The 20059-nt window shown below is 68.0% G+C and carries 14 protein-coding genes; 2 read left to right on the forward strand and 12 right to left on the reverse strand.

Annotated elements, in window-relative coordinates; translation table 11 throughout:
• Positions 1-6: 6 nt before the first annotated feature.
• Entirely contained in the window at positions 7-807 is an 801-nt protein-coding gene (locus tag AMYBE_RS0128535) for a hypothetical protein (protein ID WP_020662815.1), read from the forward strand.
• 71 nt (positions 808-878) lie between these two features.
• Here the strand turns inward: AMYBE_RS0128535 and AMYBE_RS0128540 are convergent, their stop codons facing one another.
• The 3 genes from AMYBE_RS0128540 to AMYBE_RS0128550 all read right to left on the reverse strand — a co-directional run bounded on the left by AMYBE_RS0128540 (position 879) and on the right by AMYBE_RS0128550 (position 10000).
• The gene (locus AMYBE_RS0128540) at positions 879-4790 is read right to left on the reverse strand and encodes a DNA-directed RNA polymerase subunit beta' (RefSeq protein WP_020662816.1); all 3912 of its coding nucleotides are present in this window, start codon (positions 4788-4790) and stop codon (positions 879-881) included.
• 89 nt (positions 4791-4879) lie between these two features.
• Positions 4880-8383 carry a DNA-directed RNA polymerase subunit beta gene (rpoB, locus tag AMYBE_RS0128545; RefSeq protein WP_020662817.1) on the reverse strand — a complete coding sequence of 1168 codons (3504 nt, stop codon included), beginning with the start codon at positions 8381-8383 and terminating at the stop codon, positions 4880-4882.
• 747 nt (positions 8384-9130) lie between these two features.
• The gene (locus AMYBE_RS0128550; protein ID WP_020662818.1) at positions 9131-10000 is read right to left on the reverse strand and encodes an ADP-ribosylglycohydrolase family protein; all 870 of its coding nucleotides are present in this window, start codon (positions 9998-10000) and stop codon (positions 9131-9133) included.
• A gap of 72 nt (positions 10001-10072) precedes the next feature.
• On the opposite strand from AMYBE_RS0128550, the gene aroQ reads away from it, so the two are divergent.
• Positions 10073-10462 carry a gamma subclass chorismate mutase AroQ gene (gene aroQ / locus AMYBE_RS0128555; protein ID WP_020662819.1) on the forward strand — a complete coding sequence of 130 codons (390 nt, stop codon included), beginning with the start codon at positions 10073-10075 and terminating at the stop codon, positions 10460-10462.
• A gap of 8 nt (positions 10463-10470) precedes the next feature.
• Here aroQ and AMYBE_RS0128560 read toward each other — a convergent pair whose 3' ends face one another.
• From AMYBE_RS0128560 to AMYBE_RS0128600, 9 genes are read right to left on the reverse strand one after another with little or no spacing between them, the layout of a single operon-like run.
• Positions 10471-11556 carry a hypothetical protein gene (locus AMYBE_RS0128560; protein ID WP_245573262.1) on the reverse strand — a complete coding sequence of 362 codons (1086 nt, stop codon included), beginning with the start codon at positions 11554-11556 and terminating at the stop codon, positions 10471-10473.
• Positions 11557-11581: 25 nt separating this feature from the next.
• A complete protein-coding gene (locus AMYBE_RS0128565) occupies positions 11582-12190 on the reverse strand; it encodes a hypothetical protein (protein ID WP_020662821.1) in 609 nt (202 codons plus the stop codon).
• Positions 12191-12226: 36 nt separating this feature from the next.
• Entirely contained in the window at positions 12227-13492 is a 1266-nt protein-coding gene (locus AMYBE_RS0128570; RefSeq protein ID WP_020662822.1) for an MCE family protein, read from the reverse strand.
• Positions 13492-14706, reverse strand: coding sequence for an MCE family protein (locus AMYBE_RS0128575; protein WP_020662823.1), 1215 nt, complete (start codon positions 14704-14706; stop codon positions 13492-13494). Before AMYBE_RS0128575 ends, AMYBE_RS0128570 begins: the two co-directional genes overlap by 1 nt.
• A 1-nt stretch (position 14707) precedes the next feature.
• On the reverse strand, positions 14708-15889 hold the full coding sequence (locus AMYBE_RS0128580; RefSeq protein WP_020662824.1) for an MCE family protein: 1182 nt from the start codon (positions 15887-15889) through the stop codon (positions 14708-14710).
• Positions 15886-16872 (reverse strand): MCE family protein, encoded by a 987-nt coding sequence (locus tag AMYBE_RS0128585; protein ID WP_020662825.1) that lies wholly within the window; start codon positions 16870-16872, stop codon positions 15886-15888. The genes AMYBE_RS0128580 and AMYBE_RS0128585 overlap by 4 nt, the downstream gene beginning before the upstream one ends.
• On the reverse strand, positions 16869-17897 hold the full coding sequence (locus AMYBE_RS0128590) for an MCE family protein (protein WP_020662826.1): 1029 nt from the start codon (positions 17895-17897) through the stop codon (positions 16869-16871). The genes AMYBE_RS0128585 and AMYBE_RS0128590 overlap by 4 nt, the downstream gene beginning before the upstream one ends.
• Positions 17894-19225, reverse strand: a complete 1332-nt coding sequence (locus tag AMYBE_RS0128595) for an MCE family protein (RefSeq protein ID WP_020662827.1) — start codon at positions 19223-19225, stop codon at positions 17894-17896. Before AMYBE_RS0128595 ends, AMYBE_RS0128590 begins: the two co-directional genes overlap by 4 nt.
• On the reverse strand, positions 19222-20058 hold the full coding sequence (locus tag AMYBE_RS0128600; protein WP_009072224.1) for an MlaE family ABC transporter permease: 837 nt from the start codon (positions 20056-20058) through the stop codon (positions 19222-19224). Before AMYBE_RS0128600 ends, AMYBE_RS0128595 begins: the two co-directional genes overlap by 4 nt.
• Position 20059 lies beyond the last annotated feature (1 nt).

A 20059-nucleotide genomic window follows, 5' to 3' on the forward strand; every position in this document is an offset into this window, starting at 1 on the left:
GGCGCGATGCAAACCATCACGCAAGCGCTCTTGTCCCTCGCGGGTGGCACGACCGTGATCTTCGGGGTTCCCGCCTACTTCATCCATCGCTGGACGCAGAAGGAGAAACGAGCGGAGCAAGCTCGGCTCGACGCGTCGCGGTCGGCGGTTGAGCAGATCGGCGGATCCGCCCTCACCGAGCTGGAAAATGGCCGACCTCGCTCAGCCCAGCGCCGGAAGCCGCTTGGCGAACTGTACAAGCCGAAGACCATTCGGGAGGGCATGACCTTTCCTGGCAAGCCGCCCACGGTCGACCTCGCGATGGATGTACTGCGCGGAAGGAGGCAATTCCGTGTCAGTGAGTACTACGCCTCGGTCCGCGCCGGAAGCAACAGTCCTCGGCGGGTGTTCGAATACACCATCGAGACGAGGACCGGGCCAGTGTCCGGAATGAAGATCGCCAAGGCCTATCCGCCCGATCTGGTGCGGATCTTCGGCCGAACCAGGGACCTCAGAGACCATCGGCACAGGGTGTTCGGCGCGGAAGCTCGAAGCTCGCCATCGGTTGGCCGCTGGGAGCAGTTCCCGTTGCCCGACAACGAGTTCACAGGCTACACCAGCGACCCGGCATTCGCCGCCCAGGCGATCACCCCGGACATCGTGGACTGGCTGCGCGGCAACCGCGACCAGCTGCCGGACCTCGTCGGGCTCGACCACGGTTGGTGCTACGCCGTGTACCGGAGAGAGCTCGACCCGGAAACCCTGGTCGCCGAAATCGACCTGATCGCCGAATTCCTGGACCGTCTCGGCGTGCCCGTCGCGGGCTGATCACCCCGCACGGCACAGCGAAACGCCCCCGGCCGAAGCCGGGGGCGTTTCGTCGTTCAGCTACGCGTGGTTCAGCGGAAGTCGCGACCGAAGTCGTAGTCGTCCAGCGGAACCGCGGCACCGGTGCCCGAACCGAACACGTCCGGGGTGTAGTAGCCGTCGTCGTAGGACGGGATCGCGTACGCCGCGACCCGCGCCTCTTCGGTCGGCTGCACCTGGATGTTCCGGTACTTGTTGATACCGGTACCGGCCGGGATGAGCTTACCGATGATGACGTTCTCCTTGAGGCCCACGAGCTTGTCCGAACGGCCGTTGATGGCCGCGTCGGTCAGAACGCGCGTGGTCTCCTGGAACGAAGCCGCCGACAGCCACGAGTCCGTGGTCAGCGACGCCTTGGTGATGCCCATCAGCACCGGGCGACCCGAAGCCGGCTCGCCGCCCTCGGCGACCGCGGCCCGGTTCGTGGCCTCGAACTTCGTCCGCTCGGGCAGTTCGCCCGGCAGGAAGTCGGTGGCCCCGGAGTCGATGATCGTCACGCGGCGCAGCATCTGCCGCACGATGACCTCGATGTGCTTGTCGTGGATCGACACACCCTGCGCCCGGTACACCTTCTGGACCTCGTCGGTGAGGTGCATCTGCGCCTCGCGCGGGCCCATGACACGCAGGACCTCGTGCGGGTCCGGCGTGCCTTCGAGCAGCTGCTGGCCAACCGCGACGTGGTCGCCGTCGCCCAGCGGGCCGTTCGGGGTGTTGGCGAGCCGCTGCCGCTTGGACAGCTTGTCGAAGACGATCTCCTCCGACCCGTCGTCCGGGATCAGGGTGATCTTCCAGAACCGCTCGCTCTCCTCGATCCGCACCCGGCCGTCGACGTCCGCGATCGGCGCCTTGCCCTTCGGCACGCGAGCCTCGAAAAGCTCGGTGACACGGGGCAGACCGGTCGTGATGTCGTCACCGGCGACACCACCCTGGTGGAAGGTACGCATCGTCAGCTGCGTGCCCGGCTCACCGATCGACTGGGCGGCGACGATGCCGACGGCCTCGCCGACGTCGACCAGCTGGCCGGTCGCCATCGAGCGGCCGTAGCAGGTCGCGCACACGCCGACCGCCGACTCGCAGGTCAGCACCGAGCGGACCTTGACCTTGGTGATGCCGCTGGAGATGAGCTTGTCCAGCGCCGGGTCGCCGATGTCGTCGCCCGCGTTCAGCACGACGTTGCCCTTGGCGTCCACCGCGTCCGTCGCGAGGTTCCGCGCGTACACGCTGGTCTCGACGTGCTGGTCGCGCACGACCTTGCCGTCGCCGAGGTCCTCGCCGATCGGCATGTTGATGCCGCGCATGGTGCCGCAGTCGACCTCGCGGACGATGACGTCCTGCGAGACGTCCACCAGACGCCGGGTCAGGTAACCCGAGTCGGCGGTACGCAGCGCCGTGTCCGCCAGACCCTTCCGGGCACCGTGGGTGGCGATGAAGTACTCCGCCACCGACAGGCCCTCACGGAAGTTCGCCTTGATCGGACGCGGGATGTACTCGCCCTTCGGGTTCGACACCAGGCCACGCATGCCGGCCAGCGACCGGACCTGCGTCATGTTGCCCGCCGCGCCCGACTTCACGATCATCGCGATCGGGTTGTCGTCCGGCAGCGCCGTCTCCATGATCTTGTGGACCTCTTCGGTCGCCTGCGTCCACACCTTGACGAGCTCGTTGTTGCGCTCGGCGTGCGACAGCTGACCGCGCTGGTACCGCTTCTCGACCTGGTCGGCCTTGCCCTCGTACTCGTCGAGGATGGCCTTCTTGCCGACCGGGGTCAGCACGTCCGAGATCGCGACCGTGACGCCCGAGCGGGTCGCCCAGTAGAAGCCGGCGTCCTTGAGCTTGTCCAGCGTCTGCGCGACCTGCGTCATCGAGTACCGCTCGGCGAGGTCGTTCACGATGGCCGCCTGCCGCTTCTTCGGCATCGGCTCGTTGATGAACGGGTAGTCCGCCGGCAGCAGGTCGTTGAACAGGACCCGGCCCAGGGTGGTTTCCGCCAGCCAGGTCTTGCCCGGTTCCCAGCCCGCCTCGGCCAGCCGCGCCTCGTCGGCCTTGGCAGGCTGCCGGTCCCGCACGCGGATCTTGATCGGGGCGTGCAGGCTCAGCGCCTTGCGGTCGAAGGCCATGATCGCCTCGGCCGGCGACGAGTACGCGTTGCCCGCGCCCTCGGCGTTCTCGTTCAGGCGGGTCAGGTGGAACAGACCGGTGACCATGTCCAGACGCGGCATGGCGAGCGGACGGCCCGACGCCGGCGACAGGATGTTGTTCGCCGACAGCATCAGGATCCGGGCCTCGGCCTGCGCCTCGGCCGACAGCGGCAGGTGCACCGCCATCTGGTCGCCGTCGAAGTCCGCGTTGAACGCTTCACAGACCAGCGGGTGCAGCTGGATGGCCTTGCCTTCGACCAGCTGCGGCTCGAAGGCCTGGATGCCCAGCCGGTGCAGGGTCGGCGCCCGGTTCAGCATCACCGGGTGGCCGGTGATGACCTCTTCCAGCACGTCCCACACCTGCGGCCGCGAGCGCTCCACCATCCGCTTGGCGGACTTGATGTTCTGCGCGTGGTTCAGGTCGACCAGCCGCTTCATGACGAACGGCTTGAACAGCTCGAGCGCCATGTCCTTCGGCAGACCGCACTGGTGCAGCTTCAGCTGCGGGCCGACGATGATGACCGAACGGCCGGAGTAGTCGACGCGCTTGCCGAGCAGGTTCTGGCGGAACCGGCCCTGCTTGCCCTTGAGCAGGTCGGACAGCGACTTCAGCGGCCGGTTGCCCGGGCCGGTGACCGGACGGCCGCGGCGGCCGTTGTCGAACAGCGCGTCGACGGCCTCCTGCAGCATCCGCTTCTCGTTGTTGACGATGATCTCGGGCGCACCGAGGTCGATCAGCCGCTTGAGCCGGTTGTTCCGGTTGATCACGCGGCGGTACAGGTCGTTCAGGTCCGACGTGGCGAAGCGGCCACCGTCCAGCTGCACCATCGGGCGCAGGTCCGGCGGGATGACCGGGACGGCGTCGAGCACCATGCCGCGCGGGTCGTTGCCGGTCGCCTGGAACGCGGCGACGACCTTGAGCCGCTTCAGCGCGCGGAGCTTCTTCTGCCCCTTGCCGTTGCGGATGGTGTCGCGCAGGTTGTCCGCCTCCGCGGCGACGTCGAACTCGGCGGCCAGCTTCTGGATGGCCTCCGCGCCCATGCCGCCGGTGAAGTACTCGCCGTAGCGGTCGACCAGCTCGCGGTAGAGCAGCTCGTCGGCGATCAGCTGACGGGTGTCGAGCTTCGTGAAGGTCGTCCAGACCTCCTCGAGACGGTCCAGCTCGCGGCCGGCGCGGTCGCGCAGCTGGCGCATCTCGCGCTCGCCGCCTTCCTTGACCTTGCGCCGGACGTCGGACTTGGCGCCCTCCGCCTCCAGCTCGGCCAGGTCGGCTTCCAGCTTCTGCGCACGGGCCTCGATGTCCGCGTCGCGCTTGGTCTCGAGGTTCTTGCGCTCGACGCCGATCTCGTTCTCCAGCGTCGGCAGGTCGGTGTGCCGCAGCTCGGTGTTCACGCCGGTGATCACGTAGGCCGCGAAGTAGATGATCTTCTCGAGGTCCTTGGGCGCCAGGTCCAGCAGGTAGCCCAGGCGCGACGGAACGCCCTTGAAGTACCAGATGTGAGTGACCGGCGCGGCCAGCTCGATGTGGCCCATCCGCTCACGACGCACCTTGGCGCGAGTGACCTCGACGCCGCAGCGCTCGCAGATGATGCCCTTGAACCGGACGCGCTTGTACTTGCCGCAGTAGCACTCCCAGTCCCGGGTCGGACCGAAGATCTTCTCGCAGAAGAGCCCGTCCTTCTCCGGCTTCAGGGTCCGGTAGTTGATGGTCTCCGGCTTCTTGACCTCGCCGAAGGACCACTGACGGATGTCGTCGGCGGTGGCGAGACCAATCCGGAGCTCATCGAAGAAGTTGACGTCCAGCACGTCTAAGTCCCCTTGGGGTTGTTTCGGCTAGAGAGGGGTCGGCGGTGGAGCCGGGATCCGCGGGAGGCAGATCCCGGCTCGACACCGAATCAGTGCACGACGTCGTCCACCGAGGGCGACTCGTTGCGGGACAGGTTGATGCCGAGGTTCGCCGCGGCGCGCTCGAGGTCCTCGTCGTCGGAGTCGCGCATCTCGATCGCCGCACCGTCGCTGGAGAGCACCTCGACGTTGAGGCACAGCGACTGGAGCTCCTTGAGGAGCACCTTGAACGACTCCGGGATGCCCGGCTCGGGGATGTTCTCCCCCTTGACGATCGCCTCGTACACCTTGACGCGGCCGACCACGTCGTCCGACTTGATCGTCAGCAGTTCCTGCAGCGTGTAGGCCGCGCCGTAGGCCTGCATCGCCCAGCACTCCATCTCGCCGAAGCGCTGGCCGCCGAACTGCGCCTTACCGCCCAGCGGCTGCTGGGTGATCATCGAGTACGGGCCGGTGGAGCGGGCGTGGATCTTGTCGTCGACCAGGTGGTGCAGTTTCAGGATGTACATGTAGCCGACCGACACCGGGTACGGGTACGGCTCGCCGGAGCGGCCGTCGAACAGCGTGGCCTTGCCGTTCTCCTTGACCATCCGCTCGCCGTCGCGGTTCGGCTTGGTCGCGCCCAGCAGCCCGGTGAGCTCCTCTTCCTTCGCGCCGTCGAACACCGGGGTGGCGGTGTTCGTGTTCGGCGCGACGTCGTAGAGCTCCTCGGACAGGTTCTTCGCCCAGTCCGGGTTGCCCTCGATCGTCCAGCCCTGCGAGGCCAGCCAGCCGAGGTGCAGCTCGAGGATCTGACCGATGTTCATCCGTCGCGGCACACCGTGGGTGTTCAGGATGATGTCGACCGGGGTGCCGTCCTCCATGAACGGCATGTCCTCGACCGGCAGGATCTTGCCGATGACACCCTTGTTGCCGTGCCGGCCGGCGAGCTTGTCGCCCGGCTGGATCTTGCGCTTCTGGGCCACGTAGACGCGGACCAGCTCGTTGACGCCCGGGGGCAGCTCGTCGTCGTCCTCGCGGGAGAACACCCGGATGCCGATGACCTTGCCGGTCTCGCCGTGCGGCACCTTCAGCGAGGTGTCGCGGACCTCGCGCGCCTTCTCGCCGAAGATCGCGCGGAGCAGCCGCTCCTCCGGGGTCAGCTCGGTCTCGCCCTTCGGCGTGACCTTGCCGACCAGGATGTCGCCGTCGCGAACCTCGGCACCGATCCGGATGATGCCGCGTTCGTCGAGGTCGGCCAGGACCTCCTCGGAGACGTTCGGGATGTCCCGGGTGATCTCCTCGGCGCCCAGCTTGGTGTCGCGGGCGTCGATCTCGTGCTCCTCGATGTGGATCGACGTCAGCACGTCGTCCTGCACCAGGCGCTCGGAGAGGATGATCGCGTCCTCGTAGTTGTGGCCCTCCCACGGCATGACCGCGACGAGGAGGTTCTTGCCGAGCGCCATCTCACCGTTCTCGGTGGACGGGCCGTCGGCGATGACCTGGCCCTGCTCGACCCGGTCGCCCTCGTTCACGATCGGCCGGTGGTTGAAGCACGTGCCGTGGTTGGAGCGGCGGAACTTGTACAGTCCGTAGCTCTTCCGCGTGCCGTCGTCGTGCATGATCGTGATGATGTCCGCGGACAGCTCCTCGACCACGCCGGCCTGCTCGGCGACCAGGACGTCCCCGGCGTCGACCGCGGCGCGCAGCTCCACGCCGGTGCCCACGTACGGCGCCTGGTTGCGCAGCAGCGGAACAGCCTGGCGCTGCATGTTCGCGCCCATCAGCGCGCGGTTCGCGTCGTCGTGCTCGAGGAACGGGATCATCGCGGTGGCGACGGAGACCATCTGCCGCGGCGACACGTCCATGTAGTCGATCTCGAGCGGGTCGATCAGCTCGACCTCGCCGCCCTTGCGCCGGCCGAGGACCTTGCCCTCGACGAAGTGGCCGTCGTCGGTGAGCGGCGCGTTGGCCTGCGCCTTGACGTAACGGTCTTCCTCGTCCGCGGTCAGGTAGTCGACCTGGTCGGTGACCTGACCCTCGACGACCTTGCGGTAGGGCGTCTCGATGAAGCCGAACGGGTTGACCCGCGCGTAGGAGCAGAGCGAGCCGATCAGGCCGATGTTCGGGCCTTCCGGCGTCTCGATCGGGCACATCCGGCCGTAGTGCGACGGGTGGACGTCGCGGACCTCCATGCCGGCGCGCTCACGGGACAGACCGCCCGGGCCGAGAGCCGAAAGACGACGCTTGTGCGTCAGGCCCGACAGCGGGTTGTTCTGGTCCATGAACTGCGACAGCTGCGAGGTGCCGAAGAACTCCTTGATCGCCGCGCCGATCGGGCGGATGTTGATCAGGGTCTGCGGCGTGATCGCCTCGACGTCCTGCGTGGTCATGCGCTCGCGCACGACGCGCTCGGTGCGGGAGAGGCCGACCCGGATCTGGTTCTGGATCAGCTCGCCGACGGTGCGCAGGCGACGGTTGCCGAAGTGGTCGATGTCGTCGGTCTCGACCGGCACCTCGACGCCTGCCGAGCTGGTCATCTTGTCCTCGCCGGCGTGCAGCCGGACCAGGTACTCGATGGCCGAGACGATGTCCTCTTCGGTCAGCGTGCCGGTCTCGTACGGGGTGTCGAGGCCCAGCTTCTTGTTCGTCTTGTACCGGCCGACCTTGGCCAGGTCGTAGCGCTTCGGCTTGAAGAACAGGTTCTCCAGCAGCGTCTGCGCGCTCTCCTTCGTGGGCGGTTCGCCCGGACGGAGCTTGCGGTAGATGTCGAGCAGCGCCTCGTCGGTGCCGGCGGTGTGGTCCTTCTCGAGGGTGGCCAGCAGCGTCTCGGAGAAGGAGAAGCGCTCGCGGATCGCCTCGGTGGTCCAGCCGAGCGCCTTCAGCAGCACGGTGACCGGCTGGCGGCGCTTGCGGTCGATGCGCACGCCGACGGTGTCGCGCTTGTCGACGTCGAACTCGAGCCACGCGCCGCGGCTCGGGATGACGCGCACGCTGAAGACGTCCTTGTCGGTCGTCTTGTCGACACTGCTGTCGAAGTACACGCCCGGAGAACGCACCAGCTGGGACACGACGACCCGCTCGGTGCCGTTGATGATGAAGGTGCCCTTGTCGGTCATGACCGGGAAGTCGCCCAGGAAGACCGTCTGGCTCTTGATCTCGCCAGTGTTGTTGTTGACGAACTCGGCGGTGACGAACAGCGGGGCCGCGTACGTCATGTCCTTGTCCTTGCACTCCTCGATCGAGGCCTTGACCTCGTCGAAGCGCGGAGCGGAGAAGGACAGGGACATCGAGCCGGAGAAGTCTTCGATCGGCGAGATCTCGTTGAGGACCTCTTCCAGGCCGCCGACCGGGCTCTCTTCGCCTTCGTTGACGCGGCGCTCGAACCACGCCTCGTCGCCGGTGAACCACTGGAACGACTGGATCTGCACGTCCAGCAGGTTCGGGGTGGAAAGAGGTTCGCGGATCTTTGCGAAGGAGACCCGCTTGGGCGCTCCGGGGATTCCCGTGGCCTGCGCGCGGGATTCTACCGAGGTGGTCGCAGCAGTGGCCTGGTTCGCGGGAGAGACTGCCAAGATGCGTCCTTCCGGGGACAATGAGCGGTGAGCAGCCGCGATGGCAACAGCTGTCGCGGACTGTCAGGGGTGCCGTGTGCCCACTATCCTAACTACCGGCTCGGGGCAGACTGAAAGAGGGCAGCGCAAAGAGGGAGTCTAGCCCGAACGACGCAGTCTGTCCAGGGGGCGCTCCCGACGGGGCCCAGCCTGCATTGCGTCGCCTTCGGACAGCTCGGTCTCCCTGACTTCACTGCGCCTTCCGGCTCCCGATTCGGATCGGTTTTCGCGCCCCTCCCGCAAGGTTCGCGTCCCCGGCCCGTGACCGTTGGCAGTAAGCGTGAACCCACGGCGCTGCGGAGTCAAGATGCCGCGCGGCGGTCCGACCGGTTGGCGCAGCGTCGGAACAAGACAGCGCAGGGTGACCACCGGGACGATCATCCCGGTTACCACCCGGTACCAGGACGAGCCGACGCAGGTCGGCCCTGCAGCGCCGCAGGTCGCAGCGCCGCAGCCGGGACCGGACGCCGGACCCGGCGAAATTTCGGACCGGCCCGGCCGAGCGGGATGGATCACATCCCGCGAGCGATCGCGAGCCCGCGCTCCGTGCCCAGCGCTCCGTGCCCAGCGCTCCGTGAAGGGCCCCTTTGAGGGAATCTAAGTCCGGTAAGGGGCCCTTCACGGACCACAAACTCCCGGGGCCATGCAGGCGGCGGGAGCATCCCGGTGCAAGGGGCCCGTCCCGGCACAGCGCGATCGGCGACCCGGTCACCCGAGAACCCACCCGGGCAACGGCTCCGCCCGCCGCCCCCACTCCGCTGGCACCTCGTGCTCCCCCGCCGCCAGCACTCCGCCCACCATCGCCCCTACCGTGTCCACGTCGTCGGCTACCCGCACGACCGTCCACAACGCGTCTTCGAAGCTCCCGGAGAACGAAGCAGCCACCCACAACGCCAACGGCACTGTGTCCTGCGCCGACATCCGCTGCCCCGCCCCCAGCTCGCTCGCGGCGACCTCCGCCGGCTCCCCCATCACCCGCGCCGCCTTCGCCAGCCCGTCCCGCACCAACCCTGGCGGCACGAACGGCAGCACCCCCTCCAGCAGCTCCGCCCCGCCCAGCCGGGGCCGCACCGCCCGCAGCGACGCGGCCACCGCGACCGCCACCGCCCCGGCCACGCCCTCCAGATGCGCATGCGTCACCACCGCCGAGCGCTCGGCTTCCAGCAGGACCCGAGGCAGATCCGCCCCGAAGAACGCCCCCAGCGGCGCCACCCGCATCGCCCCGCCGTTGCCCCACGACCCGCCTCGTCCGTCCCGGTCCGCCAACTCCCGCCACGACGACCCGCGCCTCAGCTGGACCAGCAACCGCTCGGTCCCCGGTCCGTACCCCCGGTCGATTCCCGTGTCGTAGCGCTCCGCGAACGACGCCGCCAGCGCCTCCTGGTCGACGTACCCGTGCCGGCGCAGCACCGCGTAGACAGAACAGGCCATCTCCGTGTCGTCGGTCCACAACCACGGCCCGTCCGGCAGCGTCCGCGCAGTCAGGTCCGGATGGTCCCCGGGCCGCGACAACCGCTCGCCGAACCCGTCGCCGATCGCCAGGCCGCGCAGGCTCGCCAGTGCGAGTTCCGAATTCACCGCCGGAGAATAGCCAGTTTTCCCCGTCGTCACTGGATAAGCTGAAAACGGCCGACAGCGAAGGGAGCGCCCATGCCCGGCATCGACCTGGCCGCCCTCCTCCGCCGGCGGCTCGCCCTCAGCGAGCAGGTCGCGGCCACCAAGTTCCGTACCGGACAGCCGGTCGAGGATCCGGTCCGCGAACAGCGCGAGCTGGCCAGGGTGCGGGTACTGGCCGCCGGGATCGGCCTGGACCCGGACCGCGCGGCCGACTTCCTCGCCGAGCAGATCACGGCCAGCAAACAAGTCCAGCACCGGCTCTTCGCGCGCTGGACCGACCACCCCGACGAACTCCCCACGGCCGGCCCGGACCTGTCCGTCCTGCGCGCCGAACTGGACGCCCTGACCAGCGCGCTGCTGGAACGCCTGGCCCTACGACAGCGGCCCGTCCCCGAGGTCTCCGGGGACGGGCCGGCTGGCTAGCGCGGGTCCTACTTCGACGGCGGCGCGGACGACGCCGGCGGCTGGGCCGGAGCGGGCGACGCCGGGGCCGCTGGCGGCTTGTAGGTGTCCATGTCGGTGATCTTCCAAGTGTCGCCCTGCAACTGCGCGTCCACGTGCATCTGCGCGCTCCCGGCCGCGGTCTGCTTGGTGTCCGTGCGGGTCGAGGTCTGGTCGATGAACAGCATCACCCGAGCCAGGTCGCCGTTCAGCCGGATCACCGCGCTGCGGGTGACCTTGCAGGTCACCACGACCTTCTGCTCCGGCGCGAACTTCTTCACCTGGCCCATCAGCAGGTTGTAACTGTTGCGGACCTGGTCGGTGGCGAGCAGCTTGTTCGCCGCGTCTTCAGTCTTCTTGATGTTGTTGTAGTCGTAGGAGAACAGCGATTCGATCGCCTTCGAGACCTGGTCCTTGACCTGCGCGGTCTTCGCCACGTCGAGCAGTGCGCGGTTGCTCGTCGAGTCGCTGGCCTCGCTGCCCTTGACCTGGAAAATCACCGCGGCCGCGGTCAGCGCCAGGCCGATCACCACCAGCAGGGACACCAGCACCGTGGTGCGGTTGACGGTAGTCGGCGCCTTGGCCCGGCCGGAGTCCGTTTCGGCGCGCGTCTTCGACTCGGCTTCCTCGACGTCCGCGGGCTTCGCCGTGCCGCTGTCGCGCTGCTTCCGGCGTGGGCTCGGCCGAGCCGCCTTCTTCTCTGCGGCAACGTCGTCAGCGTCGTCAGAGTAGTCCGATTCGACCTCTTCCACGGCCTCGCCGGTGATCGCATCGACCTCGGCTGCGTCGGCTGCAGCGGCCTCCGGCTCAGCGAGATCGACGACGGCCTTCGGCGTGTCTTCGCCGGCCGGGGCAGGCGGCTCCGGCTCGGCCGGGCGAACCAGCCCGCCGCGCGGAATCCGCAGCTCCTGGGTCACCTCGGCCGGATCCGCGTCGGGAAGCGGCCGAGGACGGGGACGGGGCTTGGGCGAAGCGGCCGGCGCCTCGTCCGACGGCTTGCGCAGCCCGGCGACCTTCGGCCGGCGGGCCGGGGGCGTGCTGCTGCTGCGCGGTGGCTGGCGACGGGAGGGGGGCACTGCTGGACTCCGATCTGCGGTGAAGCTACTGGCCGGCGGCGACGAGCGGCACCGAGTCGATGCCGGACAGCTTCCAGTCGCTGCCCACCCGGGTCATCTGGACCTCGAGCCGCAGCACCTTGGTGCCGGTCTTGCCGCCTGCCGTGCTGTTCGTGGTGATCGCGGCCAGGAAGCTGGCTTTGCCGTCGTGCTCGTTGAGCTCCTCGACCGCGATGTCCTGGACGGTCGTGGTGACCTTGGTCTGCTGATCGGTCAGCGCCTTCTTGTAGGTCGGCTCCGCGTTGGTGATCTGCTTGGCCATGTCGTCGTTGGACACCTCCTTCACCCGGGTGAAGTAGTCGTCCACGTGCTGGTAGTCGACCTCGGTGTAGGCCAGCACCGCGGCGGTGCCCTGCTTGACCACGTCGTCGCGCGCGGACGCCAGGTCGCGGTCGCCGTTCATTTCCGCGACCAGCCACAGGATCCCGAAGACGATCGCCACCACCAGCGCGGCGAGGGCGAACGCCCCGGCGCCGAACCGCCAGACGCGCGGCGAACCGGGAAGCGTCCACTTCTCGCGCGGCGACTCGTCCGTTGCCGGATCGGCGTGGTCGGCGGTCACCTCTTCCTCGGCGACCGCGTGCTCGGCACTCATAACACTCCAGAGTAGGTAACGGTCATCAAATCCCGGTCAGCCGGCCAGTCCCAGCAGTGCGCCCATGCTGTTGAGCGACGTGCCGGGGCTGCCGACGATGCCGGGCACCTGCGCGTCCCGCTGCTCCTGCAGCTGCTGCGCGGGCCGGTTCTGGTTCGCCGCGATGTCCTGCTGCGACGGCTGCACCGGCACGCCGTTGTACGGCGCGTTCTGCGAACCCCGGACGTTGATCGGGCTGCCCTTGGGCTCGGCGCAGTATGCCTTGTCGTCTGCCGGGCGCGGCGAGGTGTCCGAGCCGGTCCGGTACTGGCTGTAGGGCAGGTAGCCCTTGGTGCACGACGGCGGGTTGAACAGGTTGAGCACCAGGCCCAGGTGCGCGGTGCCGTCGCCGGGCGCGACCGACGGACCGGCCGCGGCCAGCGCCGGATAGGTCACCAGGCCCTGTTCGAGGCCGTCAAGCCGGGTCACCGTGAGGTTGGCGGTGGTCAGCAGGTTCGCGGTCAGCGCGCCGAGGCCGGGTCCGGTCTCGTTGAGCACCTGGTTGATCTGGTCCGCGACCTGCGGGGTGACCCCGATCAGCTTGCGCAGGTCAGGATCGGACTTCTTCAGCGTCCCGCTGAGCTGGTTGAGGCTCTTCGAGAAGGACGCGAAGTTCGACGCCTCGGCGTTCTGCGTGTCCAGCACCTGGCCGCCGGCCTGCAGCAGCTGCACGGTCTGCGGCAGGTACTGCTGCGCGGTGGCGGTGAAGCTGCGCGCGGTGTCGAGCAGCTGCTGCAAGTCGCCGCCGGTACCGCGGAACGCGTTGTAGGACTCGTCGACGACCTTGCGCAGCGAATCGGTCGGCACCGACGCGGACAGCGAGTCGAGGTCGCCGAGCAGCCGGTCGGTGGAGACCGGGGTGCTGGTCCGCGCGGCCGGGATCACCGAGCTGCTGGTCAGGTACGGGCCCTGGTCCTTCTTCGGCCGCAGGTCCACATACTGCTCGCCGACCGCGGACCGGTTGGCGACGACCGCGTCCAGGTCGGCGGGCACCCGCGGGGCCGACGGGTCGATGTTCAGATCGGCTTCGAGTCCGCTCTGGGTCAGCCGCAGCTGCCCGACCCGGCCGATGTTGAACCCGCGGTAGGTGACCTCGGCGTTGGTGAAGATCCCGCCCGACTCGTTGAGCTGCAGCTTCACCGTGTACCCGCTGCTGCCGAAGACCTGGCCGAGACCGGCGAACCGGATCAGCGCGTACACGATCGCCGCGATCGAGATGATCGCGAACACGACCAGCTGGATTTTCGTCCTGCGCAGCAACATCAGCCAGCACCTCCGGAAAGCACGCCGAACAGGCCGGCCAGTCCGCCCTGCGACGGCTGCCCGCCGGTCGAGGCGGGCCCTTGCTGCTGCCCCTGCCCGGCGCCTGGGATGGGCAACGGAGGCGGCTGGTTGGACGGGGTACCCGGGACGCCGCCGGTCAGGCCGGGCAGCGGAACCACGCCGTTCAACGGGTTGTTCCGGCTGCGGCCCAGGTTGTCGGTGATGTCCTTCAGATTCAGGTCCACCTTGGCGAACAGGTTGAAGTAGTCGCCCTTGACGTCGTTGTACGCCTGGTCGGTGAACGGGTAGGTGAGCAGGATTTCCAGCGCCTTCGGCAGGTCGCTGCCCGCCTCGCCGAGCTTCTGCAGCGTCGGCGTGAGCGACTTCAGATCCGCCACCAGGTCCGCCTTGCTCCGGTTCACCGTGTCGGTCGCGACGCCGGACAGGTTGTTCAACGCGTTCAGCATGGTCACCAGCTGGCCGCGCTGCTGTTCCAGCACGCCGAGCCCGGGCCCGAGGTTGTCGACCGCGCCGACCAGCTTGTCCTTCTGGTCGCGCAGCGTCATGGACAACCGGTCAAGCCCGTCCAGCGCGCGGGTGATGTTCGCGGACTGCTGGTCCAGGTTGGTCACCAGCTCGTTCGCGTTGTTGAGCAGCGCCTTGATGTCCGGCTCCCGGCCGGAGGTGGCGTTGTTCAGCTCCTTGGTGATGGTGTTCAGCTGGTCCACGCCGCCGCCGTTGAGCAGCAGCGACAGCGCACCGAGCACTTCCTCCACCTGCACGTCCCGGCCGGTGCGGGCGAGCGGGATGGTGGCCCCGCTCTGCAGCTGGCCGGTGGCCTCGTTCCCGCCCGGCGAGGCCAGGTCCACGTACTTCTCGCCGAGCAGGCTCGACTGCTTCACGTTGGCCAGCGCGTTGGCGGGCAGCTTGACGTCGCCGTTGACCTCCACGGTCACCTCGGCGTGCCAGCCGTCCGGGGTCAGCCCGACCGACGTGACCCGCCCGACCGGGACCTCGTTGACCTTCACGCCGGACTGCGGGACCAGGTCGAGCACGTCCTTGAACTGGATCTTCACCGTGTACGGGTGGCTGCCCAGATCGGCCCCGCCAGGCAGCGGGAGGTCGTAGACGCCGGAGAACCCGCAGCCGCTGAGCACCAGCGCGGACGCGGTGACCAGGGCGCCGGCCGCGGCGAACCTCGTAAGTCGCTTCACGTCAGCTCCCACTCGTCCCGTAGACCTGGCCCTGCAGCGGAAGCGGCAGCGGCGGCAGCTGGCCGTTCTGCATGGACTGGATCACCTGCGCGGTCGAGGGCAGCGGCACCACGCCGTCGACCACCTTCGCGATGCCGTCGCAGGCGTTGCCGAGCAGCTGCTTGGTCACCGAGGTCTGCTTGAGCAGATTGCAGACCATCACCAGCGGCGGGGCGGTCAGCTCGTTGAGGTTCGGCCGCGTGTCGAGCGTGCCGGACGAGCCGTTGTAGACCCCGACGATGTTGGACAGCGCGACCGGCGCGACGTCCAGGATCTCGGCGAGCGAACTGCGCTGGTCCACCAGCACCTTGGTGACACTCGCCAGCTTGTCCACATTGGACTTCAACCGGCCGCGGTTGCGCTCGATGAAGCCCTGCACCGACTGCAGCGTGGTGCTCAGCTGCTGCACGGTGGCGGCGAGGTTGTCCCGCTCCCCGGCCAGGAACCCGCTCACATCGGCGAGCTGGCTCTCGAACTGGCGCACCTGCCCGTCGCTGTCGGCCAGCGTCTGGGAGAACTTGCCGAGGTTCTGCACGGTCTGGAACAGGTCGTCCTTGTTGCCGGCCAGCGTCCCGGACGCCTGGCCGAGCTTGGTGATCGTGTCGTGCAGCGCCTGGCCGTTGCCGTCCAGGTTGTTCGCCGCGGTGTTCAGCAGGTCCGACAGCGAACCGTTCTTGTTGGCCCCGTTCGGGCCGAGCGTCTCGCTGACCCTCGCCAGGCTGGCGGCGAGCTGGTCGACCTCCAGCGGCACCTCGGTGCGGTCCAGTCCGATGGTCGCGCCGTCGGAGATCCGCGGACCGCCGGTGTAGGCCGGAGCGAGCTGGATGTAGCGGTCGCTGACCAGCGACGGCGCCACGATGACCGCCTTGGCGTCGGCGGGTACCGGCACCGAACGGTCGTATTCGAAGTCGACCCGGACCTGGTTGCCCATCGGCTGGATCTTGGTCACGGTGCCCATGTCCACGCCGAGCATCCGGACGCTGTTGCCCTCGTAGAGGCCGACCGCGCCGGTGAAGTACGCGGTCAGGTGATTGCGCCCGGCGTCCTTGAGCGTCCACCACAGCCCGCCCGCGACCACCAGCGCGAGAACGATCGCGATGGTGGCGCCGCGGGCGAGCGACTGGCCGAAGCGGGTGTTCGTCATTTGGAGTTGCACCCCTCCGGGTTGAGCGGGCCGACCGAGGGGAGCACCAGGCCGCAGATGTAGTTGTCGAACCAGTGCCCGGTGCCGATCGTGTTGTTGAAGACCCGGATGAACGGGGCGAACTTCTGGATGCCCTGGGCCAGCGAGTCCTGGTTGCGCTGCAGCATCGAGGTCAGCTGGTCGAGCTGGGTGAGCACCGGGGTCAGCTGCTTGTCGTTGTCGTCGACCAGGCCCTGCAGCTGCGTCGACAGCTGCTTGGAGCCGTCGAGCAGGGTGCGGATCGCGGTCTCCCGCTTGCCGATCTCGTCCAGCAGCTGGTTGCCGTCGGTGAGCAGCTTCTGCACCTCGGCGTCGCGATCGACCAGCGTCTGCGACACCGAACGGGTGTTGGCCAGCAGGTTCGACAGCTGCGAATCGCGCTTGGCGATCGTCTCGGACAGCTTCGACAGCCCGGACAGCGCGCCCTTCACGTCCTGCGGAGTGTTCGAGAACGTCTGGGTGATCGTCTCGAAACTCTTCGACAGCTGGTTCGTGTCGATCTGGTCGACCGTCTGGGACAGCCCGCGGAACGCGTCGAGCACGTCGTAGGGCGACATCGTCCGGTCCCGCGGGATCGGGTTGCCCGGGTCGAGATTGCCGTTGCCCTGCGGGTCCAGCGACAGGTACTTCTGCCCCAGCAGCGTCTTGATCTTGATCGCGGCCGAGGTCTTGTCGCCCATCCAGGCGTCCTTGACCTTGAACGACACCTTGACCGACGCGCCGTCGAGCTTGATGTCGGACACCTTGCCGACCTTCACGCCGGCGATCCGCACGTCGTTGTCCTTCTGCAGCCCGGCCGCTTCGGAGAACTCCGCGCTGTAGGTGGTGCCGCCGCCGATCACCGGCAGGTCCTCGGAGTTCATCGCGGCGACGAGACCGAGCACGATCACCGCGATGCCGACGAGCGCGATCGGGACCGGGTTCCGTTTCTGGAAGGACTTCATGGCTTGCACCTGTCCCGGTTCGTCGGCTGCAGCGTGAACGGGATGTTCGGCAGCAGCGGCGGCGCGCCGATGACACCGGTCGTCTCGCACGCGTAGAAGTTGAACCACGAGCCGTAGTCGGCGGTGCGGGTGAGCGCACTGACCTTCTTCGGCAGGAACTGCAAGAAGTGCTCCACGATCGGCTCGTTCTGGTTCAGGTTCGTGGTGAGCTTGCCCAGCGCGGCGATGTCGTCCTTCAGCGGGGCCCGCGCGTCGGTCAGCAGACCGGCGGTGGTGGTGGCGAGGTTGCCGAGGCCCTCGATCGCGTCGCCGATCGGCTTGCGGTCCGCGGACAGGCCGGACACCAGCTGCTGCAGCTTGACGATGAGGTCGTTCAGCTGCGGCGTGTGCTGGTTCACGGTGTCCAGCACCGAGTTGAGGTTGTCGATGACCTCGCCGATCACCTTGTCCTTGTTGGCGATCGTGGTGGTCAGCGACGCGGTGTGGGACAGCAGGCTTTCCACCGTGCCGCCCTCGCCCTGCAGGACCTGGATGACCTCGTAGGACAGCTTGTTCACGTCACTCGGGTTGAGCGCGGTGAACAGCGGCTTGAAGCCGTTGAACAGCTCGGTCAGGTCCAGCGCGGGCGTGGTGCGCTCAAGCGGGATGGTGCCGCCGGCCGGCAGCGTCGCGCCGCTGGTGTCGGCGCCCTCGCCGAGCGAGACGTAGCGCTGGCCGACCAGGTTGCGGAACTTGATCTGCGCGGTGACACCCGCGGGCAGCTTGCGCCCGGCGTCCACCTCGAAGTCCACCTGCGCCTGGCGCTTGTCGACGATCTTCACATCCTTGACCTGGCCGACCCGGACGCCGGCGATGCGCACGTCGTCGTTCGGCAGCAGCAGCGTCGCGTCCGTGAACCGCGCCGAGTAACTGCTCGTGCTGGTGGTGTTGATGTTCGCGATGCTGATCCCGAGCACCGTGGTGAACAGCACGGTGACCACCACGAAGATCATCAGCTTGATCAGCGGTGCGGCGAGTCCCCTCATTTGACGGTCACCTCCGCACCTCGGTAGAGCGGGCCGACGAGCAGCGAGCCCCAGCCCGGGAACTGGTTCTGGTCGATGCCCAGCTGCGGGCTGACCAGCTCGGCCAGGAAGTCGTTCTCGGCGGGCGTGTTCACCGGGTTGCCGCCGGAGGCGCCGCCGCCGTTGAAGCCGCCCGCGTCCGCGGTGAAGTTGGCCGGGTTCAGGCCCTGGCCGGACGACTTCGGCGGGTTCGAGTGGTTGGCGCCGTCCTTGTACGGGCCGTCCGGCGGGTCCTGCGGGAACGGATCCGGCAACTGCTTGAGGTCATAGCAGCGCGGACCGCGCTTGTCCTCGAACCGCGGCTCCTCGCCCGGCTTGTACGGCCCGCGGTTGACCACCACCTCGATGGTGGCGTTCAGGCCGGGCTTGCCGTTGTACTTGCCCAGCGCGGTGTCCACGACCGGCACCAGCTTCGCCATCTGCCCGATCACGCACGGGTACTCCGGCGCGTATTTGGCGAGCAGTTCGGCGGTCGGCCGCGCGGTCTTGGCGAGGCTGATGATGTTCTGCGAGTTCGCTTCCAGGAACGACTGCAGGTTCTGCGACGCCCCGGTCAAGCTGGTGTAGAGGTTCGACAGGTTCTTCTGCTGGTCCACCACCGTGCGGGTGGTCGTGCTCAGGTTGTCCAGGCTCTGCACCAGATCCGGGGCCGAGTTGCTGAGGTGGTCGGAGAACTCCGCGAGCGCCTGCAGGTTGTGCTGCAGTTCCGGCTCGTGCGGGTTCAGCTCGCCGATGTACTGGCCCAGCTGCGACAGGGTCTCGCCGAGCGGCTTGCCGCGGCCCTGCAGCGCGGTGGAGATCGCGGTGAGCGTGCTGGACAGCTTCTGCGGCTGCACTGCCTGCAGCACCGGCATCAGGTGCTCCAGCGCCTGCTCCAGCTCGACCGCGCTCGAAGTGCGGTCCTGCGGGATCACGTCGCCCTGGGAAAGCGTCTTCGACGACGGGTCCGACGGAATCTGCAGCGACACATAGCGTTCCCCGAACAACGTCTTCGGCAGGAATCGCGCGGAGACGTTCTCCGGAATCATCTTCACCGACTCCGGGTCCATCGAAAGGGTCAGCTCGGCGCCGTTCTCCGTCGCCTTGATGTCCTGGACCGACCCGACGATGAGCCCGCGCACTTTCACGTCGGACTGCTTCAGCAACTGGTTTCCGATCGTGCTCGCGTCGAGCTTCACGGTGACGTACTTGCTGAACGACTTGTTGTACATGGCGATGCTGAGCGCGATTCCGCCGACGAGCACCGCCACCAGCAGCAGGCCAAGCAACCTGCGCCGCAGTGTGGTCATCCCGCAATCCTCACCGTGACGTCGGTTCCCCAGATGGCGAAACCGATGAAGAAGTTCACGACCGAAACCGTGACGATGGAAAGCCGTACCGCGCGGCCGACGGCCACGCCCACCCCGGCCGGCCCACCCGAGGCCCGGTAGCCGAAGTAGCAGTGCGAAAGAATGATCAGGACGCTGAATATCAGCACCTTGATGAACGAATAGAGCACGTCTTGCGGTGGTAGGAACAGGTCGAAGTAATGGTCGTAGGTACCCGCGGACTGTCCGTAGATATAGATAACGACCAGTCGCGACGCGAGGTACGAGCTGAGCAGGCCGATCACGTACAGCGGGATGACGGCCACGAAGCCGGCGATGATCCGGGTCGTCACCAGGTACGGCAGGCTGGGCACGCCCATCACTTCGAGCGCGTCGATCTCCTCGGAGATCCGCATCGCGCCGAGCTGCGCGGTGAAACCGGCGCCGACCGTCGCGGACAGCGCCAGCCCGGCCACCAGCGGCGCGATCTCGCGAGTGTTGAAGAACGCGGTCAGGAATCCGGTGAACGCCGAGGTGCCGATGGAGTTCAGAGCGGAGTAGCCCTGCAGGCCGACCAGCACACCGGTGAACAGCGTCAGGCCGACCATCACGCCGACCGTGCCGCCGATGACCGCGAGCGAGCCGGAGCCGAAGCTCACCTCGGCCAGCAGTCGCAGCACTTCTTTCGTGTAGCGGCGCAGCGTGCGCGGCGTCCACAGCAATGCCCGGCCGTAGAACGACATCTGGTCGCCGAGCGTGTCCAGGGTCTCCAGCGGCCGGTTGGCGATCCGCTTCGCCCCCGCGAGGAACGTCATG

It is taken from the genome of Amycolatopsis benzoatilytica AK 16/65, from assembly GCF_000383915.1.
Classification (GTDB): Bacteria; Actinomycetota; Actinomycetes; order Mycobacteriales; family Pseudonocardiaceae; genus Amycolatopsis; species Amycolatopsis benzoatilytica.